This is a genomic window from Bradyrhizobium elkanii USDA 76, assembly GCF_023278185.1.
Classification (GTDB): domain Bacteria; phylum Pseudomonadota; class Alphaproteobacteria; order Rhizobiales; family Xanthobacteraceae; genus Bradyrhizobium; species Bradyrhizobium elkanii.
This window is the reverse complement of record NZ_CP066356.1, coordinates 7,279,462-7,300,515: the sequence shown is the minus strand read 5'-3', so window position 1 is coordinate 7,300,515 and position 21,054 is coordinate 7,279,462. Positions and strand designations below refer to the sequence as shown.

The 21,054-nt window shown below is 63.8% G+C and carries 6 protein-coding genes; 3 read left to right on the top strand and 3 right to left on the bottom strand.

The genetic code is table 11. The annotated features are described in order from the left end of the window. The first annotated feature begins 37 nt into the window (after window positions 1–37). Window positions 38–11,485, top strand: a complete 11,448-nt coding sequence (locus tag JEY66_RS34685; RefSeq protein ID WP_018270079.1) for a hypothetical protein — start codon at window positions 38–40, stop codon at window positions 11,483–11,485. A gap of 83 nt (window positions 11,486–11,568) precedes the next feature. Here JEY66_RS34685 and JEY66_RS34680 read toward each other — a convergent pair whose 3' ends face one another. Continuing rightward, window positions 11,569–12,885 (bottom strand): hypothetical protein, encoded by a 1,317-nt coding sequence (locus JEY66_RS34680; RefSeq protein WP_157183423.1) that lies wholly within the window; start codon window positions 12,883–12,885, stop codon window positions 11,569–11,571. A gap of 57 nt (window positions 12,886–12,942) precedes the next feature. Between JEY66_RS34680 and JEY66_RS34675 the strand changes: the two genes are divergently transcribed. Together JEY66_RS34675 and JEY66_RS34670 are read left to right on the top strand one after the other, a co-directional pair. After that, window positions 12,943–18,888 (top strand): hypothetical protein, encoded by a 5,946-nt coding sequence (locus tag JEY66_RS34675; RefSeq protein WP_157183424.1) that lies wholly within the window; start codon window positions 12,943–12,945, stop codon window positions 18,886–18,888. Window positions 18,889–18,931: 43 nt separating this feature from the next. Beyond that, complete coding sequence (locus tag JEY66_RS34670) at window positions 18,932–19,522, top strand: polysaccharide deacetylase family protein (RefSeq protein ID WP_018270081.1); 591 nt, start codon at window positions 18,932–18,934, stop codon at window positions 19,520–19,522. Window positions 19,523–20,095: 573 nt separating this feature from the next. Here JEY66_RS34670 and JEY66_RS34665 read toward each other — a convergent pair. Next, window positions 20,096–20,476, bottom strand: coding sequence for a hypothetical protein (locus JEY66_RS34665; protein ID WP_018270082.1), 381 nt, complete (start codon window positions 20,474–20,476; stop codon window positions 20,096–20,098). A 182-nt stretch (window positions 20,477–20,658) separates the two neighbouring features. Further along, complete coding sequence (locus JEY66_RS34660; protein WP_018270083.1) at window positions 20,659–20,997, bottom strand: hypothetical protein; 339 nt, start codon at window positions 20,995–20,997, stop codon at window positions 20,659–20,661. Window positions 20,998–21,054 lie beyond the last annotated feature (57 nt).

The following is a 21,054-nucleotide window of genomic DNA, read 5'->3' as shown; positions in this document are numbered from 1 at the left end:
GTCAAGTGATTTTTCGGTTCATTTCGGGCGCGCCGCCTTGGTTGACCTAGTTGTTTTCAACGAAGCCAATTTGCGGCTCTGGTTCACTGCCGGACAGGCAGCGGACGGCCTCTTCGACGTCACAGCGCTGCATGCAAAGGCTTCACCCGACCAGTCGCTGGATCTGACCTTCGCGCAGAGCGTCAAGCTCGTGCTTCCGGAGCAGCTTTTCTCGACTGACGGCGACAACCGGACACTCAAGAGCGCTGCGGCGCTGAAGGCCGAAGCGCAACTGATCGCGGACGAAATGCAAGCGGCCGCGAGCGCAGCCTTGAAGGAAGAAAAGGCGCGCCGGCTCGAAAAGCTGCGCGAGTCCTTGTCAGTGGCGCGACAGATCGACATGGCGCTTGACGCCTCCGGCGATATCTTCGGGATTACCGGGATCGCCGGCGCCACCTCGCTCACCGCGAGAGCCTCGCTGGACCTGTCGCATCTCTTGCCGACCGACACCTTCGACGATCCGCCCTCACCACGCACACTCGCATTGAGTGTCGTGCTCGACGCCGATGCGCAAGCCAAGGTCGGGGCCCTGAACGCGGACGTGTCGGTGCACGTCGAAATTGCCCTCGATCTCGCCCTCGCAGAGTTTCACTGCGATTTCGGTCTCGATCTGCCGCGGTTGCCGCGCCTTCCGCCGTTGCGATTGAAGCTGCCTCACTTCACCTTGCCCAAGTGGCGCTTCGGAGCGATCGCGCTGCCCAGACTGAGGGCAGAGTGGCTGCGCTTCCTGCGGCTCGATCTCCACGTTCCGTTGGATGTCGAGATCTCAAACGACCCGCAGATGTCCATCGACGTCTCGCAGGGCAAGCTGACGATCGGTACGACGACGCCCGTCGACGGCCGTCTCACCTGCAAGGACGACGCGAATAACAACGTCGAGATCCTGGGCTTTACCGGAGTTGGGATCAGCGTCCCGTCCGGCGGAGCCATTTCGTTCACGGGCATCCTGCAGACGCCAAAACTCTCGCCACCGAAAGTGACGATCCCGCCGCGTGATATCGACGCGGCCTTCCTGCCGTTCACGATTCGGATTGCGGCCGCCACGGTAACAATCGGCGCAGGCGCGGCAGCGAGCTTCGATCTTGCCGCCGGTACAGGCGAACTCTCCGCCAAGAACGTGGTGGACTTTCCGCGGATCGAGCTGAGATCGAAGGCCGATCCGTCATTGACGATTGCGCTGGCCGCCACCTACGAGGTGGACCTGAGCACCCGGGGCGGCGAGCACGGCAAGCTCACGCGGCTCGAGATACTGACCCCTTATCCGCTGGCGCTGATCGCGCGGGCGGGCAAGGAGGTCATCGCGGGCATTCTGCGTCTGGCCTCGATGATCAAATTGCCGGACGCGCCCGATGGACCGGACTTTCCGCCGATGCCGAATCCGGCGCCACTGCTCGAGCATCTCGGCGCGTTCCTGCTGTCCTGCGTGCGATGGCTTGCCCGCCAGGCCGGCGGCGCAGCCAATGCGCTGTTTGGCCTCGTCGAGGCCGCGCTCGAGGCCGTCGGTCGAATGCTGGAGGCGGTTCGCCATGCGGCCAGCGAGGCTGTCAGCCATGTCGTTGTCGAAGTCCGGCTCGATGCGGACAGCCTGGCGCTGCGGCAGATCGTCATCACGCCGCTGCACCGCGACGGGGCGGCTACTGCGGCCAAGAAGGACATCGTTTTTGCCGGGTTCACCCTGACGCTTCCAGGCGATGCGCGCCCGTCGCTGGTCGTCGATCTGTCGGAGCCGCGCGCCGTGGTCGCGCTCGTCGTGACCCCGACATCGGACTGGGCAACGCTGTCGACTGATCTGTGGCTTAATCGAACGTCGGGCACCGAAGCCGTGCGCGACAAGGCCGACAAGGCACAGACGGACAAGGACAAGCGGCCTCTGCTTGCCGTCGACGTCAAGAATCCCAATCCCATCGCGCTGGTCGCGCTCGCCGGAGAGAAGCCGCGGTTCTTCCAGGAGCTTGTGGTCGACGGTCCGCTGGACGAAACCGAAGTTGTCAGCGGTAGACAGTACAGGATGATGCTGCTGAAGGGCCGTCCGCGCTTTTCGAGCATCAAATTTGCCGGCGCGCTCAATGTCTCCCTCAACACGGACAAGGTCGCGCGGCTATTGCCTTTCCTGTCCTCGCCGACCAAAGAGTCAGCCGGGGACGATTCCATCTTCAAGGGGTTGGGCCAGTTCATCCGGATCAAGCATGAGCAGAACGAGGCCACGATCGACGGGCGGGTCGCGAAGGTGCCGATTGATGTCCAGATTGTCGTCGGAGGCGACGACAAGAGCGGCATCGAAACCACTCTGCAGGTCGTCCTCGACATCGAAACGCTGGAATCCCGCATCGAAGGCGGCCGCACCATTACGATTCAGGGTACTGACGCGCCCCGCGATCTCCTCGGGCTGCAGCTCCAGATCAAATCTCTGGATCCGCAAGTCGGGCACAACCCATTTCCGCAGTTCGTTCTCGATTTTTCCGGCGGCGATGCGCGTATGGCACTCGCGCCGGACGCCATCGCGGAACTCTCCTATACCCGCGTCGCATCGCGGGGCCGGGGCATTCTGTTCAAGGTCGACCAGTTCGCAATCACGCGCGAGGGGATCGATCTCGACGCTACGGTCAACGCGGACGAGCCGGTGCAACTCGCCGGCGTCGATATGCCGTTTCGCTTCTCCAGGGGACAGCTGTCGATCAAGCGCGGCGAGGTGCAAAGCTTCTGCATCGATGGTGCGGGGCAACTTCCGCCGGCGTTGGTCGGTGAGGCCAATGCGAAGATATCCATCGCGATGGGACGTGACGGATCGGGCAGGCTTAGAGTCCAGGCGGCCGATGCGGAGCTCGAAAAGGCCGGCAGTCCGCTGGTTTGCAAGACGACCCGGTTCACGTTTTCGATCAGCAAGCTCGGACTTTCGTTCCACGATTTCGGACCCGACGGCACCCACTTCTTCTTCCTGCTGACCGGGACAGCGCGATTCACGCCGGGAAGCGGCGAGTTCTCATCGGGTCTTCTGAAATATCTGCCAGACCTGACGATCACTCTGGATAAGGCGCCGCTGGCCGGCGATCCGCGGATGTTGCTGCGCCGGATGTCATTCCAGGTGGCGGTCACGCCGCCGCGGCGGATCAAGTTCTTCGAATTATTTGACTTCGAATTGCGCGGGATCGGCTTTCATCCATCCAGCGATCTCTTCGGGGGCAAGCCGGCGCTTTCGATCTCGGGGCAGGTCAGCTTCATCGAAGCCGGCGACGCCATCAGCACGACGATCGACTTCCATCAGCTCTGGATCGCGCCGCCGAAGAACCGCGAGGCACTGCCGCAGGTTCGTTTCGATGGGCTGACGGTGGCGCTGGGCCTCGGCGGCGTCGGCTCGGTCGAGGGGACGGCGATCACGGTCGACGGCCAGATGCCGACCCTCTACAAGCCGGACATACTGCCGTCCGATGTGACCGCTCGCGGATTTTTGGCTTCCGGCCGGCTGAACATCACGGGCTGGGCACCGCTCTCCGCCGCCATGGGTTTTCTCGAGATGGAGAAGGCAGGCGGCGATCTACGCCACGCCTTCTTCCTTTACGGACAGCTCAATCGCCTGAGTGTGACGATCCCGACCCCGATCGGCTCGCTCTACCTGCGCGAAGCGGGCTTCGGCTTCGGATTCCGCTATACGCTCGCCGCGCTCGCGCAGGCCGATCAGGTCACCGATCCCAAGGCGCTGGTCAAGGTTCTCGACAGCGTCAGCCGATATCAGGGTGAACTTGCGAACGTCCGCGCATGGCAGCCGGAGCCTGACGGCGATCGCGTGACCCTGGCCATGCGCGCGATGTTCTCGATGTCGTCGCTGTCGAAGAGCGGACAACTCGACGAACGGGAAGAGAAGCTGCCGAATCCCGTATTGTTCGATGCCACGGTAGCGCTGCGTTCCGACCTCACTCTCCTGATGACGGCGCGCGCCTGGATTGCCGTGAACTACTGGACCTGGGATCACAGCATCTCCACGGCCCCTCTGCGCGATCATCCCAGTCTGCGCGGCTACATGTACGTCTCGGTCCCGCGCCAGGAATTTTTGGCGCGGCTCGTCGCCTCGCGCGACGGCATCATCGGCGACACACCGCCGCTGCATCCAGCCTTGAAGATGATGCTGCAGGCCGTGGACTGGTCCTCCACGCTGTTCATCCGGCCGGGCTTGTTCCATCAGGAATTCGGCTGGCCCTACGAACTCGGCTTTGCGCTGAAAGACGACAACGGGAATTTCGGGGTCGACTGCCGGGGCGGCATGATTCTGCGTATCGAGGACGGGGCCGTGCTGCAGGGTGTGGCGTTCCGTGCCTCCGGCTTTGCCCAGTTCGGAGGCTCGGTCGGCGGCGGCTCGCTCGGCGCTTCGGTCTATGCGCGAGCAGACTTTGCGATCGATGCGAAGTTCATCAGCTATATTTCGCTGAAGCGGATCGATGAAACGCTCTTCTACGGCTCGCTCGCCTTCAGCATCACTTTGCGCGTCAGCGTTCGGGTCTGGCTCGATCTCGGGTCCGGCCCTTTCCACATCCACCTCGAAGTTGGATTCAGTGCGTCCTTCTGTCTGACGGTGGCGTTGGAGCTTGCGGCCTCGCCGCAGGGGCTCGCGGGACGGGGGGCCGCGCATCTGTCGGTCTCGGCATTTGGCCGGTCGCTTGGGCTCGGCATCGGATTCGGCTTCAACGAGGGTATGCTGCAGGGCGCACGCGGCCGCGTCGACCGCTTCCTGTCGCTTGGTCTTGCATCCTCGGTGCCGGACCCAGCGGCCGGTTTGACACCGACGCCACCGCCTCTGGTCCAGGCACCGCAACAGGCCGCGGCGGATGCGGACCAGGCATCGCAAGATGCGATGCGGGCGCACGATACGCTCAACGACGGCCCGCAAGACGATTCGGGCCTGGTCGAGATCGGACAGTCGCGCTTCTGGGCGATGATCCGTCCGGCGGTGCTGGCCGATGGTTACGTGATGACCCTGATCCCCCGCGATCGGACACACCACGCCTCGGAAGGCTTGCCGACCCTCTCTGACGGCGACGGCGCAACCTATTTTGGCGACAGCGAGTTCTATGCCCCCGATCGCACGGTCTACGAGTTCGCGCTCGAATCGACCCGGGCCACGCTGTGGCACCTGATGCCAACGGCGGCGGCGCCCCTGGCAGCCGGGCCGACGAATATCAGAGCCGACTACGCCAGGGTCGTTGTGCAGGGAGACGATCCGACCAAGAGCGCTTCGCTTGCGGATATCGTGGCTCAATGCTTCGTCAGGGACAGGCTTGGAAATCTTCGCCAGCTCAAGTCGCCATTGCGCACCAACGCCGCCAAGCAGCGGCTGCCGCAGGATGCGGACAAAGCCAACGCCGAGTTGCGCAAGGCCGCCGAAAGGCTGGCCAGCGCACCCGACCGCGTGCAGGAGATGATCGCGGCCGAACAGAGGCGATCGAGCCTCGTCGCCGCGGTCAATGACAGCGTCGCCGACATCGCCGCCCGCATCGTCATCGTCAATGGCATTCCGACTGCGCCCCCGCCGCCAGAGTCAGTGCCTGGCCGCACGCCGGTGATCGACGCGCGCGATTTCGGCCTCACTTTCTTCGTGTCGCGGACGGACATCCATGAGCTCTTCGAACCCGAAGCGCAGCCGAATCCCGAGAAAGGATTCCTGCCGGGTCGTTCGAAATTCACGGTTAGATCGATGGATGCACCCGGCGTGGCCGGCGTCGCCTATCTTTTAAACCCGCCCGAGCGTTTCTTCGCCAACAAGTCGCCGGCACTCGCCGGAGCCAAGGTCGCAGCCGAGGCCGACGCGATTCGCCTCGACTGGGACCTCGAGCCCTGGCATGCGCGATCGCGCGGTGTCTACGATGATCCGGAATTTCATCTCGTGCACTATCGCGTCGCGCGCACGATTGTTGCGGATGGTGCCGTTCTTGCCAATTTCCCCGCCAGGCCCGTGACGGTGAAGGCGGCCGCGCCGCTGCATCTGATCGGGGATTCCTGGACCCCGATCCGTCCGGCCGCGCAGTACACGGACCGGCTGGACGACATGCCGGAAGCCAGCCGACGCGCGTTGCTCGGCTCGGGTGATAATCCGGCCGAAGATTGGACGAAATCCTTCGCCGCCGACAAGATCGTCCTCACCTATACGGTCGTGCCGGTCGATCTCGCCGGGACCGCAGGCACGACGCGAATACTTACCCTCGAGATCCGAAAGCCGGCAGCGCAGACGAAGCCGCTCGCCTCGGCCCAAATTGTCTTCACGTACCCGGCGTTGCCCGCGCTGGGCGAGAGCTCAATCAATCCATCGGTGCTGCTGTCGATCGTCGATCCGCAGCCAATCGTGTCCGACCCGACCTACACGCTCAGGCTGCGCCGCGAACGCGGCATCTTTGGCGGGCTCTATGGCGCAGATTCGGTGACCGAAGGCATGCAGCGCCCGCAACCGTCCAGCTTTGCGAAAAAATTCACCGACGACCAGGACTACGTGGTTACGCTGAAGGGATCACTCAAGGCGCTATCTGCCGGATCCGACCCGATCGAAATCCTGGATCGCGATCCGGGCGGAGGCCGTGCCTGGTATCAGCTGCGTGATAAGAAAGTCGCCGATCTGCAGGCGGAGCTGCTTAAAGGGGCGGCCGGCCGCGATCCGTATTCAAGGCGAATTGGCGTTCTTCGCGGCCGCTATGTCGAGGGGGTGAAATCCCCAGCCTGGTGCGTGGCCGATCTGGCGGTCTCGATCAAGGCCGCGCCCAAGCAGGGCCAATCTCAGGAATCGCCCGCTGCGCTCGTCTCGGTCGAAACCTTCGAGCATCCGGTGCGGATTTCGTTCGATGCCCTGCATTTCGACGACCTTAATGGCTTGGCGGGCCGTGTACGGATCCTGCACCCGACGTGCGGCGGCACGATCCAGGATTTGATCCAGGGTGACGGTGCCGCGTTGTTGCGCGACCAGAAGCGTCGGGTCGGCGCGCGCCTGATCTGGAACGCGCGGCCGTCCAGGGGAACAGGCAATGCCGGTCTGACCCAGGCATCGGAGCGGCCCGGCTTCGTCGGCGGCTTCGACGTCTTTTCGATCGATCGTACCTCGCTTCTCACCGCCGAGCGTTCCGCAGCGGAGGCGCGTCGCGTCGCTCGCGTCCAGGCGCTGCCGGCGCGCATGCGCGCAATCGATCCCGCGCAGATCGACGACTTCGGCGCGATCGAATCCTACTATCCCAGCCTGACTGCGCGGATGACGTTTCCAGGCGCCGACCAGCATGCGCAAAGAAGGTCCGCAGATGGTCTGCGGCCGTGGTTCTCTCCCGCCGAGAGCCTGTTGGCGTGGCCGAAATGGGGCGTCCGTCGTTCGCTGGGCCTGGATTTCGAGGAAGCCGACCTCACTCCGCTGTTCGCCAAGGGCACGCCGACCGCGTTCCGCTTCGAGCTCGATCGGCCCGACGGATTGCCTGCGCTGAAACTGATCGGCGACGCCGGTTTCGTGGGCGTGGTCAAACTGCAGGATGGAGACAAGCCGCAGTCAAGGTTGCGCCAGGCGTTACGTGCGCTGGTGTTCGATCGAGGTGGTTGTTCGGACGTGGACGAGCGAATCCGCACGGCTCGCGCGGCCACTCCCCTGCCGGACGCCGCACCCGACCCGCTCAAGTCGGTCAGGCTCAAAATTACCAGCTTCAGGGAGAATCGGGAGCAGGGCACAGCCTTTGTCCCGCTCGATCTGCTGCCTGTCGTTCATCCCGTCATCGCCGACGTGATCGACTGGATGCGATGGGCAGGCGACGCCGCGGGAGAGGTTCCTCATCGCCGCTTCACGCCGGTGATCGATGCCCCGCCGCAGACCAAGGCGAAGACGATCGGCGCCTTCCTCGACGAACGGCCGGAGCCACGCGATCCGTATGGCTGGGCGGTGCTGCGCACCTTCGGCCTCGCCACGGGCTTCAAGTTGTTTGACATGGAGCGTGCCGACTATTGCTCGCCGAAAGAGACGCTCACCAAGCTGAGGAAGGCGTTGGAGGCGATCCTGCCGCGCTATGAGGGTCTCTGGCTCGGTGCCCCCTTCGTCGACGTGCTGTCACGTCCTGACGGCCTGATCTGGCTCGAATCCTTCGACGGCAACACGCGCTCGAATGCACCGGAAGCCAGCACGATGCTGGAAGACGAAGCGCTCTCGCTGGTTCAGGTCGCGCTGCGGCCGGTGCCGGAGATCATGACGGGAGCTCCAGAGGACGTGCTGGCGGTGCGATACTTCCGTATCGCAGACAGCGCCGGTTCCACCATCTCGATTGACCTCGACCGCCTCGACGCGCCGGCGGCGATAATAACCAGATCGCCCAGCGTGCTGGTCGAGGTCATCGACTTGACCACGGGGCTCGCCGCTTCGCGTCCCACTGCGCTCGCACGGAAAAACGACTACGTCGCCCGCTACCTGCTCTCCCGCAACAAGCCTGCCGGCGCGAAACTGGCAATCAAGCAGCGCGGCCAATCAGCGGCCTTTGTGCGTGTCGTTGCCCTTCCGCCGGATGGCGCGCCGGTCGATCTGGAAGCGTTGCTGCGAAGCTGCATCGAGGTTACGAAGCCAGGGAGCGAGTCCGCCGCACCCAATGGAGTCGCGCCTGATCACGTGGTGGTTGCGATCGACCAGCCACGCGCCACGCGAAACGACGTCTTGGATCAGGAGCGCGAGCCGTTCGGCGCGTTCGATCCGCTTTCTGCCGGTTGCGTGAAGGCGCTGATCTTCGGGACTTCGCTCGAGGATATCGAAGCGAGACGTGACCCGCAGGACAATCCGCCGGCAGAGGATCAAGTCAAATATCCGCCTCATTCGGTGGCGGTGTGCTACTACAATGCTCTTGTTGCCGCGGCCAAGCCGCAATTCGCCGACGGCTGGCCCACACCGACGGCGGCGGCGACTGCGCAACTCAATTTTGCTGAGCGGGTGGTAACGCTCTCGCGGCGCTTCCTCGCACATGGTCCGGTTGGGCCGGCCCGCGTCGATGCGACGCCGTTCTCGCTGACGTCGCTGCTGCGCGTCGATCCCTGGCGCGTGGCACCCACGCCGGACGGACAGATGGAGATCACGCTGCTGTTCGAGGACCGGTACGCGTTGCGGCAACGCTACGTGGTCCGGCCGTTCGGGCGCTACGAGAATCTCGACGCGGCGCTGGCGCAGCCCGCAGAAGGCGTGGCCAAGGCCTTTGGCCGCCAGCCTGTGCTTACCGACATCGCCGACAATGATGCGGCATTTTCCGCGCGCTCGCTCGATATCGTCGTGCCGCGCACCCATCCCATCGACCCGCCTGTCATCCTGTCGACAGGACGGCTCGATTCTTGGGCCAACCCCGACGAAGTCGGATCCGGCGCCGTCGCTCCGATCAGGAAGCTCGGCGCAGTCCAGGAGATCGTCCTGTCGCGTCATCCCGAGGAGATCCTCAGCGAGGCAAATTTCGACGTCGCCGATCGGCTGTCCTTTGCGCATGTCGGGGTGGGGTTCCTGCGGGGGTTCGCGTCTGTCGCCTGGGGGACATTGTTCGCGCGCGACGCCGTCGACCTCGAGGAAGGATTTGGAGACGGCATGATCGGGAGCGTGCCGGCGCTGAGCTTCGAGGCGGATTCCTTCAGCAAGGATGCGGCCGTGGGCGAGAGCCAGACGCATTTCTCGCTCGCCGAACGCATTCCCGATGGATGGCGGGGATTGACGGCGCTGCGGATTCGACAGACCCCGCATGCCATCAGCCTGCACGCAGTCGCCTATGCGGCAGCGGGCGTCGTGGTGTCGTCCCCGGTCGCGGCGCCGGTGGCCCAATCGCGCTACACGCTCGCGTTTCCGTGGGGACGGGGAGCGCCACTTCCGCTCGACGAGCCGGCCTGGTCGGTGAACGACGCCAGAATGATCGAACTCGTCATTCCATTGGTGCGCTATCTGGACGGCATGTTCCCCGAGGATCGGCGCGATTGGTTCGGCAACGGCGATCCTCCCAGGCTGTTCAAGCTTCCGGACTACGACGTTAGCTTCGCGCTCGAACTTGCGCGCGCGATCTCCGCTCAGGGCGCCGGATCGATTCCCTCCGCGCCCAGGAGTGTTGCAACCGAGATCGAGCTGGCGCCCAAGCTTATCGATCGGGCAACCGATCCATCTTACGCTGCAAGGGCCAAAGGCTCGCGCTTCCAGGTGGAAAAGAGCAAGGTTGAGCTCGATCCCAGCGCGAAGGGCTGGACCCTGAAGCTAGAAATCGCGCGACAGCCGCTTGCGCCAGTCAAGCCGCCGTCCGGTCTGCTCTCACCCGGTGACTATGATGGTCTGAAGGAGCTGGAAATTGCGGCGTTGAAATGGGCGGCCTGGAAACCGCTCGCGCCGATGTCGTTGGCCAACGTCACGATCAGGCGGCCCGATGACGTGCCGGCCCCGGGACAGATCGACTGGGCACCCTTCAGAACCGAGACCGGCGCCGCGGCTGACTTCTACCTGGCCTATACGGGCTCGCCCGAGGCGCAAACGCTTGCGGCCGACCTGCAGCGGTTCCGCAACGTCGCCTCGCTGAGCGACTGGCTCGCACTCGAGCCCAATTCGAACGAACACTCGTCAGCAGTGCCGGCACTGCCCTATGGCCTGCCGTGCCCCGGCGGGACCTTGCTGCCAGCCGCGACGTTCCTGAGGATCAAGCTCGATGAAACGAAGCGGACACCGCCGCCGGTCCCTGTCGATACCGATGGCGCATCACGCGGCAATCGCAGCGTGCTTGGTCAGGATCCCGCCGGTAGCATCTACCGCAAGGCATTGCGCCGCCTCGATATGGGCGCGCGCGCTGCGATCGAAGCGCAGCCGAGCGCAAGCACCCATTACGCGGCTTTGTCATTTGCCCTGCCGAACTACGACAGCCCCGCAGAGATGGCCCAGGCGGCACTGGCGCTCGCCGGTGCCACACTGCCGGACAGTCTTTCCGTCCTGATCGAGACGGACATCGACGCTCACGAATGGACCGGAACGGGAGATCCGGACGCCGGCGCGCTTGCCGACCTGATCGACGCGCTCGAGGCGAAGAGTGGAGCAAACGGACGGCTGCGAAAAGGAGTAGGCGACGCCACTGCCGTACTCGCCTCCCTGGCCGACCGCGGCAAGGCCGATGTTCGGCTGACCTTGCCGCACCGCCTGACCGCGGACCCATCGATTGCAACCGAGTTGCAGGCCTTCCGAAGCAGCGTCGGTGATGGCGGGGAGCCACGCCAAAGAGCGGCCGGACTCGTGCTGCACGAACCACCGAGCCAGACGGAGCTGGCCGCGATACGACGCGCGTGCGACGATCTGGCGGCGGCGAAGCCTGCGTTGCGGCGCGCCGTCGAAAGGCTTCGCCTCGAGATCGAGGCGCGTGCACACGAGCAGCTCTTCGGTCCCGACCGCGAGTTGCAGTGGAGCGCGTTCCATGGCTTTGCCGATCCCGTGCATCAGATCCTGGCGAGGAAGTCATGAGCGGCAACAACGGCCTGCGTGTGATCCGGCTCCATGGTCCCGCCGTCAAGGGGCAGCCCAGCCTGTGGAGCGGTGACTTCGATCTATCGGTGGTCCCGGAGAGCGTCCTGCTGGGCGACGGACTGGTCCGGCATTTTTCGCTGCGTCTGCAGACTATGGCGGCCGCACGCAGCAGGCTGGCCTGGTCCGGACACTTCGATGCGCCGTTCCACGAGCCCGGCCTGTTCGATGCCACCCTGTCGCTCGATCGAGACGGCGGGCACGGTGAGGGCGTGGTGAACGTTCTCGACGCGACCGAAAAGTTCAAAACCGACCCCGTCGCCACCCGAATTCGTCCGCTGGACGATGGCGCCTGGCCCGACAAGCAGACGGAGCAGATCGAGGCGCCCGATATGCGCCTTGTCGCTGGCGAGGTCTCGCTGGCCCTGGCGCCGGGCGAGCGCAAGCTGTGCTCGCTGTTTGGCATGCGTCCCCTCGGCTGGATCGCCAACAGGCCCGAGCAGATCTTTGGACCGGGAATTTCGATCGGCATCTCTTCGAGACTTCGTGCAGAGGCGAAACTGGTGCCCGACGGCATCGTCTTCGACTTGAAGATACTCGATCCATTCCGTGGGATCGTCAGCGCCGCGGCCAAGCCGGACGACCCGCCGCATGAGCTTACCGTGCTGCTCTATCCCGCAGCGGATGAGACCAGGAACCCTCAGGGAACCGTGTTCCGTCTGCGTTTGCTGGAGGATCGATACGGAAGGTTTACCCGCTCGTTCGCGGCCTATCTGACGGCGCTTTCCGCCGCCAACGCGCCGCTGGCCATCGACATTGCATCCGGAGTTCCTCCGATCGAATGGCCAGTGACGCGGGCGAGCGATGGAAAGCTGAAGGCCGATTCGAGCGTCATGCTCATCAGGCGTGATGATGTCGGAGCGACACTGCTGACCGGCATTCCGCCACGCAGCCTGCAGCGAGGCGCGGCCGTCGTGATGCCGTATCGCACGAGACTCACCCGTCATCCCGACGGCAATTCCGTGAAGCTCGTGATCGACAGCGGATCTGTGCCGGGCGCGAACGTCACCCGTTGCGATATCGACTGGCAGAACGGGGCTCAGTACACGACCTTGAAGGGGCTCGGCATCGCGCCTCAGCCGACATCGACCCCCTCGGAGCTTCGGCCATTCGCAGCGGTCGCCGACACCGATGCCGTTCGCGAGCGACTGGTCGAGCGCTACATCGCCGGCAGACTGCGCGAGCCGGCTTCGCTCGATCCGGTCTATGCCTTCATTCCGCTCCAGCGCGGTCTGCTGCAGGCTCCGCTGCCGTGGCCATCCGAGCCGGCGCAGCCATCCGAGCCGGCGCAGCCCTTGGTGCCGGCGCCGCGCCGCGAAGCGATATCCGGCTTCATTCACGTGCGCAATGCGAACGGCTCCGCGCTGGTCGACATCACCTCAGCCGCTCACGTGAGCGTGACGGCGACGCTCAACCGGGCCGCACTCGCCTTTTCGATTGCCGTTTCCGATTTCCAGGGGACAGTGACCGGGCCGCTGCGGGTGGCCGAGACAATTCCCGTCGATGGTGAGGTTCTGCCCTCGCTCGCCAACGGACCGGCGGCGAGCAGCGCGATGGCGATCAAGGTCGGCCAGTCATCGGCCAACGGCTGGACCGTCGTGGTCGATCCGCTCGGAATGGCCGAGCCCGGTCTGCGGATCGCGGGGCTCACCGGCGACGCCAACGGCACATCGTTCGACGACGAGGGCAGGCCAATCGCCAAAGGCGCGGCGGCGATCTTCGTGGCATGGCTGGCGCATCGCGAACTCGCATTGGTCTCGGCAATGTCGATGACGCAGCTCGGTAGCGCTGCGCACAGGGTCTCCAGAACGCGCGACCTCGTTCCCCTGCAAATCGGTTTGGATCGCTCCAACAAGCCGCAGTACGACATCCACCTCGACCGGCTGGCGGAATCCTATTTGCCGCGTCTTGCCACCACGGGTCTCGGTTCGAACATGTATGGCTGGCCGCGTCCCGCACCAGACGAGCCGCTTGATGGCGAACTTGCGACCGATGAGCCAAGGAAATGGGCCCCCGGGGTACCACTGGTGCTGCTCACCCTGCCCGGGATTGAACTCGCTCCAAACCGGACCGGCAACGACGTCTTTGGATCTGTGTCCACCTCGCTGCGTTTCGATCTGCCCGTGCTTGGCGAACTGTTCGCCGATGCGGCGCTGAAACGTCCTGCCGTCTCGGATACGTCCGCCCTCGTCGCAGAGGCGGCGGCAGCTTCGACGCTCGAGCCTCAGCACGCCGACGAGAGGGCGGATCAAGCGCCCGCGCGCCCTGTGACCGCGATCGATCCGCAGGCGCTCGAAGCCGCCTGGAAAGAACAGGCCGACAAGCTGGCGCGGACGCGCACCGTGCTGGACCGCGCCACACCCTGGTCCGGCGCGACGGGGAGCGTCACGATCACCGGCCTTGTCGAACCCTACGGCTGGACGACCACATTCGGCTTCGACGTACGCGGGCACGCCACCCGCGATCTTCCCCTCGGTCTCTATACTCTCGGTGGCACGGCGTATTCCGGTAGCGCCGCATTGGCCGGATTGACCCAGAACTTCGCGATACGGGCCGGCCGGATAGCGCCCGATGATGCCTCGCATGACGTCGAGGTGGTCGGAATGGTGGCGAAAATGCGCGATGTCGGCGCTGCGCTGGTCGACATGCGCGGCCTCGGCCTCGCCAAGGCTGCGACCCGTAAAGGCGATCTAATGTGGCGCGAGGTGACGCTCGAGGGAACTGGCGGGGCCGCGCGGGCGCTGGCGAGCTTCCGCGCGCAATGTCCAGGAAATTTTGGATTGTCGTTCGAGGCGCGCGATCTGCCGATGCTCATGGCGCCTCCAGAGGCAAGCTTCAGCGCGGACCTGTCGCAGGCCGGCCATGATCCGGAGGGGCGCATTGGTGCCGACGGGCGGATGTTCATCCGGGCCAATCTTGCGGGCGCACCCGCCGAATGGCGGCTGTTTGAGACAGGCGCGGCGAGGCCGCGCTTCACGGTACCGCTTGGTCCTTTCCGCCTGCGCCCGCTTCGGCTGCTCGAGGTGACCATCTCTGCGTCCAACGGGCCGGTCTCGCTCAAGACCCTCAAGATTCTTGGCAGCGTCGAACTCGACACGATCGGTGGCGACGGCGATATGCCGTTCGACGACGATGCGCCCTATGCCAGCGGCAATCTCGTGGCGCTCAGGTTCGACGACCATGGCCTTGCCGGGATCGAACGCGTGACGATCGATCTGGATGGTCCGCGAATCCTGGTGGAGCAGACACCGGTCCGGATCGTCCTCACGGGCCGCGCGCTCGTCGCGCAAGGTGGCACGGCCCGGCAGCCGGTAGCGCTCGATTTCGTGCTTGGCGTGGCGGCCGGGGCGGTCACCTGCTCGGATGTCAATCTGAGAGTACGGTTGTTTGGACAGAACTACGAATTGCGCGATGGCCGGTTCGCGGTCGGCGCCTCGCCCGCGTTCCCGGTGACCTGGGCATTCCGGAACGAGCCGCAGCCGAACGCGCTCACCATCGACCGGATCATCTTGGGATTTGCCGCAGGTGAAGCTGTCATCGACATTGCAGCCGATATCCGGCTTGCGGCCGTCGAGGCTCGTGCCAAGGCAGGACCGGTGCTGTTGGCGCTCGCAATCTCTCTTTCGACGACGCCGCGGCCGCACCGGTGGTTCGACACCGATCTGACGGCCGATCAGCGCGTGGCGATCAACCATGACCTGGGCATGGTTTCGCTGAACGAGGCCACATGGCAATGCCCGGCGATCAACGTGCTGCGGGGGCTGACATTGCGCAGCAGCGCGGGCGCGAACGTGCCCGTCACTGGAACGGTGGCGCTTGCCGTCGCGGTTCGCGACGAAGATCGCCTCTCGGTGACGTCCAACCAGGGCTTTGCATGTCCGATCGCCGCGGGTGTGACCGTGTTCGAGACCGGTGATGCATCCGCAGGATCGCTGCGCCAGACGATGCTCCTCAAATGGGATGCCGCCATCAAGAAGCTGGTTTGCGAGGCGCGTACGCGCATAAGCCTGCCGCGGATGGATCGCCAGAGCACGATCGGCTGGCCCGTCGGCCTGCAGCGCGAGGAGCCGGCGACGGCACGTCCCCTGATCTGGACCTTCAAGATCGCTCCGGAGATCAAGTCCTGGACGCACAAGCTCGATGTCACTCTCACCGACGCAGAACTGCCGGCCTCCATCCTTGGACGCGACAGAAGCGATCCCAAATCTCCGCTGTTCCTTCGCCACGCCTGGCGGGTGCGCGCGGCAAGCGTGCATTCGTTCGTCGAGGGCGGCGCGACGAAGTGGCAGTTTCAAAGCCTCGATGAGGTAGCGTTCTTCGACCTGCGCCAGTTGGTCGTTCAGGCGCGGCGCGACGCCGACCGACCTTTGCCCGATTACGAGGTCGACGAGCCCTCCTATGCGTTCGCGCCGCGGTACCGGAACGAGGCAAAACTGCGGAACAACATCGCGGCCGCCGGTATCGTACGGCGGGGAATGGCGCGCGCGGGATTTCCGACCCGGGCCATTCAGGCAACGCTCGCGGACCTCGATCCCACCGCCGCTTCGGAACTGGTCATGACCGGGGCAACATTGGTGGACGTCTCGTTACAGGCCGGACAGGGCGTCGCACTGCCGCTGCCGTGGATCGTCGTCGAAGGATCGGTTCCCGCGCTGAACATTGCCCAGCGCCCGCAGGCTGGAGCTTCGATCTCCTGTCGGGTCTCGGCGCAGGACGCCGATCCCGCCAGAACCTATATCGCGGGCGCGGGCGAAATCTTCCCCGCCGCCGGCCGCTCGGTGATCGAAATCGCTGCGATGCTCGCGGAAAGGGCCGGAGCCGCTCCCTTGCCCTTCATCGTGGCCGACCAAGCGTTTTCGACGGATGGGGAAGACATGCCGGCCAGCATAGCGGGCCATCCGCATGCTCCCGCCGATCGCTACGATCGTCCGGTGTTCTGGCGCGCCGCTACCGCCATCGATTGGATCGCCAAGCGCCTGGTGGAGAATCGCAACCAGGAGCTTCAGGCGACCACAGTTCTGGGCAGCCCCGGCCATGTCAGTCTCGGCATGCGCCTGCGTGTCGGGCAGGGACCTGCGCTGCAGCGGCCTGCCTCATCCGATCGGCAACTCGTCGTGATCGGACGGGGCCCGCTGTTCCAGATGTCCGTGCCGGCAGCGGATATCAACCTATCGGCGGCACACACCGGCGACGTCGACCGTGTGATGGTTCACGCCTATTCAAGGACGCCGGCGCCGCTTGCCGTGGTCGCGGCCGACTATGCCGGCGTTGACGAAAAAAGCCCGCCATTGGCCAATGCGAGGATGCGCGTCGTTCCGATCAGCGCGTCCACGTCCGCGGCGGCCGCGTTGCGCAATCGCACGCAGTGGCTTTCCGCGTCTCCTTCACTCGGCTGGCCGCAAGCGCGCGACGCGATCGTTCTCGATCCATCGATCAAGCTTGGAGCCGAGCAGCCGATCCAGGACAAGGAGAAGGCCTGGAGCGGCCGGGCACGCGCTTTTGCAGTCGCGCGTCAGGCTACGAAAAGCAAAGAGGATCCGGTCTATCTCGCATTTGGCCGCAAGACGCTGTTCCGCCGACGCGACCAACGCAAGGACCCGACCCTGGCGCCACCCGATCTCGCCTTGTCATTGCTTCCGCCCCGCGCGCGTGCGCCGCGCCAGCAGGCGATCAACGGTGCGATCGTTCCGGGCGGCGATAGCACCTTGCACCTCTCGGCATATCTCCCGGGTGGCATCGAGATGATCACGACGGGTGCTCGGGCCGGTGTCGTCGGAATCGATCATCTCGGCCTGATCGTTCCGGGCGCCGATACTGCGTTCGACGAGGGCTTCGCGCGTTTTGGCCGCCCAGCGCATCGTGGCCCGTCCATCGTGCAGAATACCCGCAATCCCAGATCGTCGTTGCTGCCGCTGACGGGCACAGCCATCGAGTGGCGGCGCCGAACCTTCGTTGCGCAGAACTTCGTCGAGAATGGAGAACTGACGACGTTTCTCGCGACACCCGGCGCGATGGCGATGTTGCGCTATGCCAAAGACGACGCGTTGTACGGCGTGGCCCTGGTCATCGCGCAGAGCGAGGCCGAAATCGGCCCCGGCTGGGACGGGACGCTCGGATTGTTGGCAAGCGCGCCGAACGAGCCCAACATCGCCGACGTACTGGCGCAGCGTGGGTTCAGAGAAAAGATCCAGGCGGGCGATATCGGCACACGGATCGATGTCGTGGTCGGAACTCGCAGTTTCCCGTTTGCGCGGATCGTTCCCGACCAGCACATTATGGGCGAGTTCGTCCTCAAGCTCGCAGACGATCAGATCATTGCCGCGCAGACAGCATTGCGCGAGGCCGCACCGGATACGGCGGTACGATTATCCTTCAGGCTCTCGCCAGAAGATCCGTCTGCAACCTGGCCGGTGCAAGGTCATCAGCTGCAGGAGCAGATGCTCGTTGCAGGTAGCGGCGATGAGGACCGTCTAAGGCCCGTGGAAGCCCGCATAGTGACGTTGCCACTGTTGCTCGCCAACGGCGACGCCCCGCAGCTCAGTCTGCCGCTGCGCACGATCGCGTTCGGCGATCCCGCCTACGATCGCGAGCTCGCCTCGCCCACCAAATCCGATTCGATCCGGTCGAGCGCGAAGACGTGGATGCTGGCGACGGACCGGATGGAATACGACCTGGACTCCACCATCCATCTGGCCGCCGGCGTGATCATCGAAAAGCTCGGAGAGAGGACCAAGTTCGACGACAAGCATGCCGATCTAAAGATCTTCATTGCGGTCCAGCCGAAACTGACCCCGGGCCCTGCTGAACAGCCGCAGCGAGCGCTGCGGATCGAGGGGATCAAGGACCCGGCGAAGCTCGCCTCGAGCACGGCTGTCGCTTTCACCATTGCTTCGCTGCGTGAGGCCGGGGATAGTGAGGGGCGCAAGGCCGGTGACCCGGCCGCCCTGTCGCCAGGCGACCGGCTTGTCATCACCGTTGTGCCCGACGACGAGAACGTCGTTCCGTTGCGGGTCGAAGTGCTCCTGGTCGACACTCCGATATTCGCCGCTCCATCGAGCGTCTACGGTCTTGTATCCCTGGTTAGGCCGGATTTTCGCAACAGCTCGACCCCACCCGGCGAGTGGCTCGCGGAAACGTCGCTGTTTGCGACGGCGCCGATGCCTGACGTGATTGAATTTCCAAACCTGCTCAACGACCTTGCCCAGGGGCACGTGCGGCGCCGCGCCGTGTTCAATTGGAACTTGCTATCGGCCTCGCCCCTGGGTTGCGCGAGCCTGGCCAAGTTCGATCGAACGGGAGGGGCGCAGCTCCCCGACGATCTTGGCGGGTTCAAGCCAATCTGATTCCGATATTGCCCGTAAGCCGCTCAGCACATGGAGAGTCGAGATGAACCTGCAACTGACATTCGATGACGGTCCGCTTCCCGCGCAGACTGCATTGGTTCCGATCCTGGCCGAACTTGCGAAGCGCAAGGTCAAGGGCGGGTTTTTCGTGCTCGGAGAGGAAGTTGCGCAGAAACCGGACGCAGCCAAGAGCATCTTGGATGCCAAGCACGTCCTTGGAAATCATTCGTGGGATCACCTCAAGAACGGCACCGGCTCCTACAGCGACCAGCAGATCCTCAAGCAGTTCAAAGACACGCATCAACTTGTCCTCGACAAGGCCAATGTTGCCATGCAGCACTGGCGCGCGCCACGGAACGACGCCTTGGCGCGGCTTACAGGTATTCTGAGCGGTCCCGGCAAGCTCTATAGTTTGAGCCACTGCGACTTCAACGCGGACAGCAAGGACAGTCAGGGCGTAACGACGGCGGCGGGCATGCTGGCTGCCATCAAGGAAGACCTCAAGCACACGCCCTCAAGTCAGCCGCGGCTCCTATTTCATGTCGTCGAGACGACCGCCAGGGCGCTGCCTGACGTATTGGATGGGCTCGTTCAGGCAGGACATGGCTTCGTCGACTTTACGCAGAGCGTATGAAGTTGGACAGCCAGAACAAGCGCTTCATGTCTCCGAAAATCAAGCTGGTGCCCAAGGACGCGTAGCGGTTACCGTCTCTCACCGTGCGTTGCGGCGGGATGCGGCCGCATCGGAGCGGCCATCGTCCACGGAGCAGCCGTCGTCCGCGATGTGGAAGCGACTCGCCAAGTGCTGCAGTAATGACCAGCGTAGTCGACCTGCTGGCTCGGTCGCTGAACGTTTGGTAAACAAACTTTCTGCCCGCGTCTCTTTGCCACAACTCCGCATCCAATTCATCATCAAGGATTTGGCTTGAGACGGCAGACAGCGGCAGCCGAGTTTGTTGGAAGACGGAATTCACGAAGATCCCGCATCGATGGCTCAATTCATGCCATGGCTTACTCTCCAGCCGGGACAAGGGAGATTTCCAGCGGGTTGCAAACGACAAAGCACGCAGTTTGCGGCCGCCACCCTTCTTCACGGCGCCACGCGCCAGGCCGCCAACACGAGCCCCTTGATGCCGCATTGGGAAAGCCGAAAAAGCAAGTCAGTGATCAAAAAGAGGAACGAGAGTCAGAATCTTTAGTCATGACGTTATCGAAAAAGCAATCTCGTCAGGCTCTCCCAAGGCAAAACACGTCGGGCAAACATGGCTTCAGTCTGCGGCGTTTCACGATCATCCATTGTGATGATCGCAGCCGATATGATTCGGGGGTCCTCACCAGCAGCCTCATTGAGCCAAACAATCATTCTGCCGTTGTTTAGATGTTGATAGACAAAGCGGGCATCGTCGTTGGCGATGTTTCGATCGTAATAGCCCGGCGTCAGATATTCCTCGAGCCAGCTCAGCCATTGGGCCTTGAATCCCGCATGGGCCTCCGGCATTGGGAGTCGGTTGGACTGGGGCGTGGGGTTGCAGAGTCGATCGATGGCCGCGCGAAACTGCTGGATATTTAAGCTTTGACCGTTCGGCATCAGAGGTGCCTCACTCCACGTTGAGCTTTGAATAGCAGTTCACACGCCGCCGTGTCGTACCTAGATCATTGTATTGCCTCAATCATCATCTTCTCGCTTGCCAAGTGGGTGCTAACCCTCGTCAACGATTCACGCCAAGCACAGTCGAGCCCGACCTCAGTCGTGTGGTAGATCACCGTTTGTCAGTTCTTCCAAAGGGGATAGAAAGTCCCGAGCACGGATATGACGAAGGCGATACAAAGCAATACCTGGATCGTGGTAATCGTAGAGACATGAAATCTTCCGCCCTTGGTCGTCACCTTCAATTCGCCATCGAGCTTGTTCAAGTTGCTGATGTAGCCGTTGAAAGCTTTCCGGAAGCGAGACATCACGTTTACAAAGCAGATTGCCGCGATCACGGTGAACGCGAAGACCGCACTCGCTATAAGCGGCTTTTCGGCGATGTTCTGAACGGCGAAGTACCAAAGGCCGCCGATGACACCCGTGAAAAGAGGAGGAATCTTGTAGAGCGTATCATTCATGCCTCGAAAATGGCGTACTGCTCCTTGTAAATTTCGTTGGGCGTGATTCCGTAGCTT

Excerpts from the sequence above, each read along its gene's own strand:
- JEY66_RS34665 (WP_018270082.1), bottom strand. The coding sequence starts at position 20,476 with ATGCCGAACGGTCAAAGCTTAAATATCCAGCAGTTTCGCGCGGCCATC.
- JEY66_RS34670 (WP_018270081.1), top strand. The coding sequence starts at position 18,932 with ATGAACCTGCAACTGACATTCGATGACGGTCCGCTTCCCGCGCAGACT.
- JEY66_RS34660 (WP_018270083.1), bottom strand. The coding sequence starts at position 20,997 with ATGAATGATACGCTCTACAAGATTCCTCCTCTTTTCACGGGTGTCATC.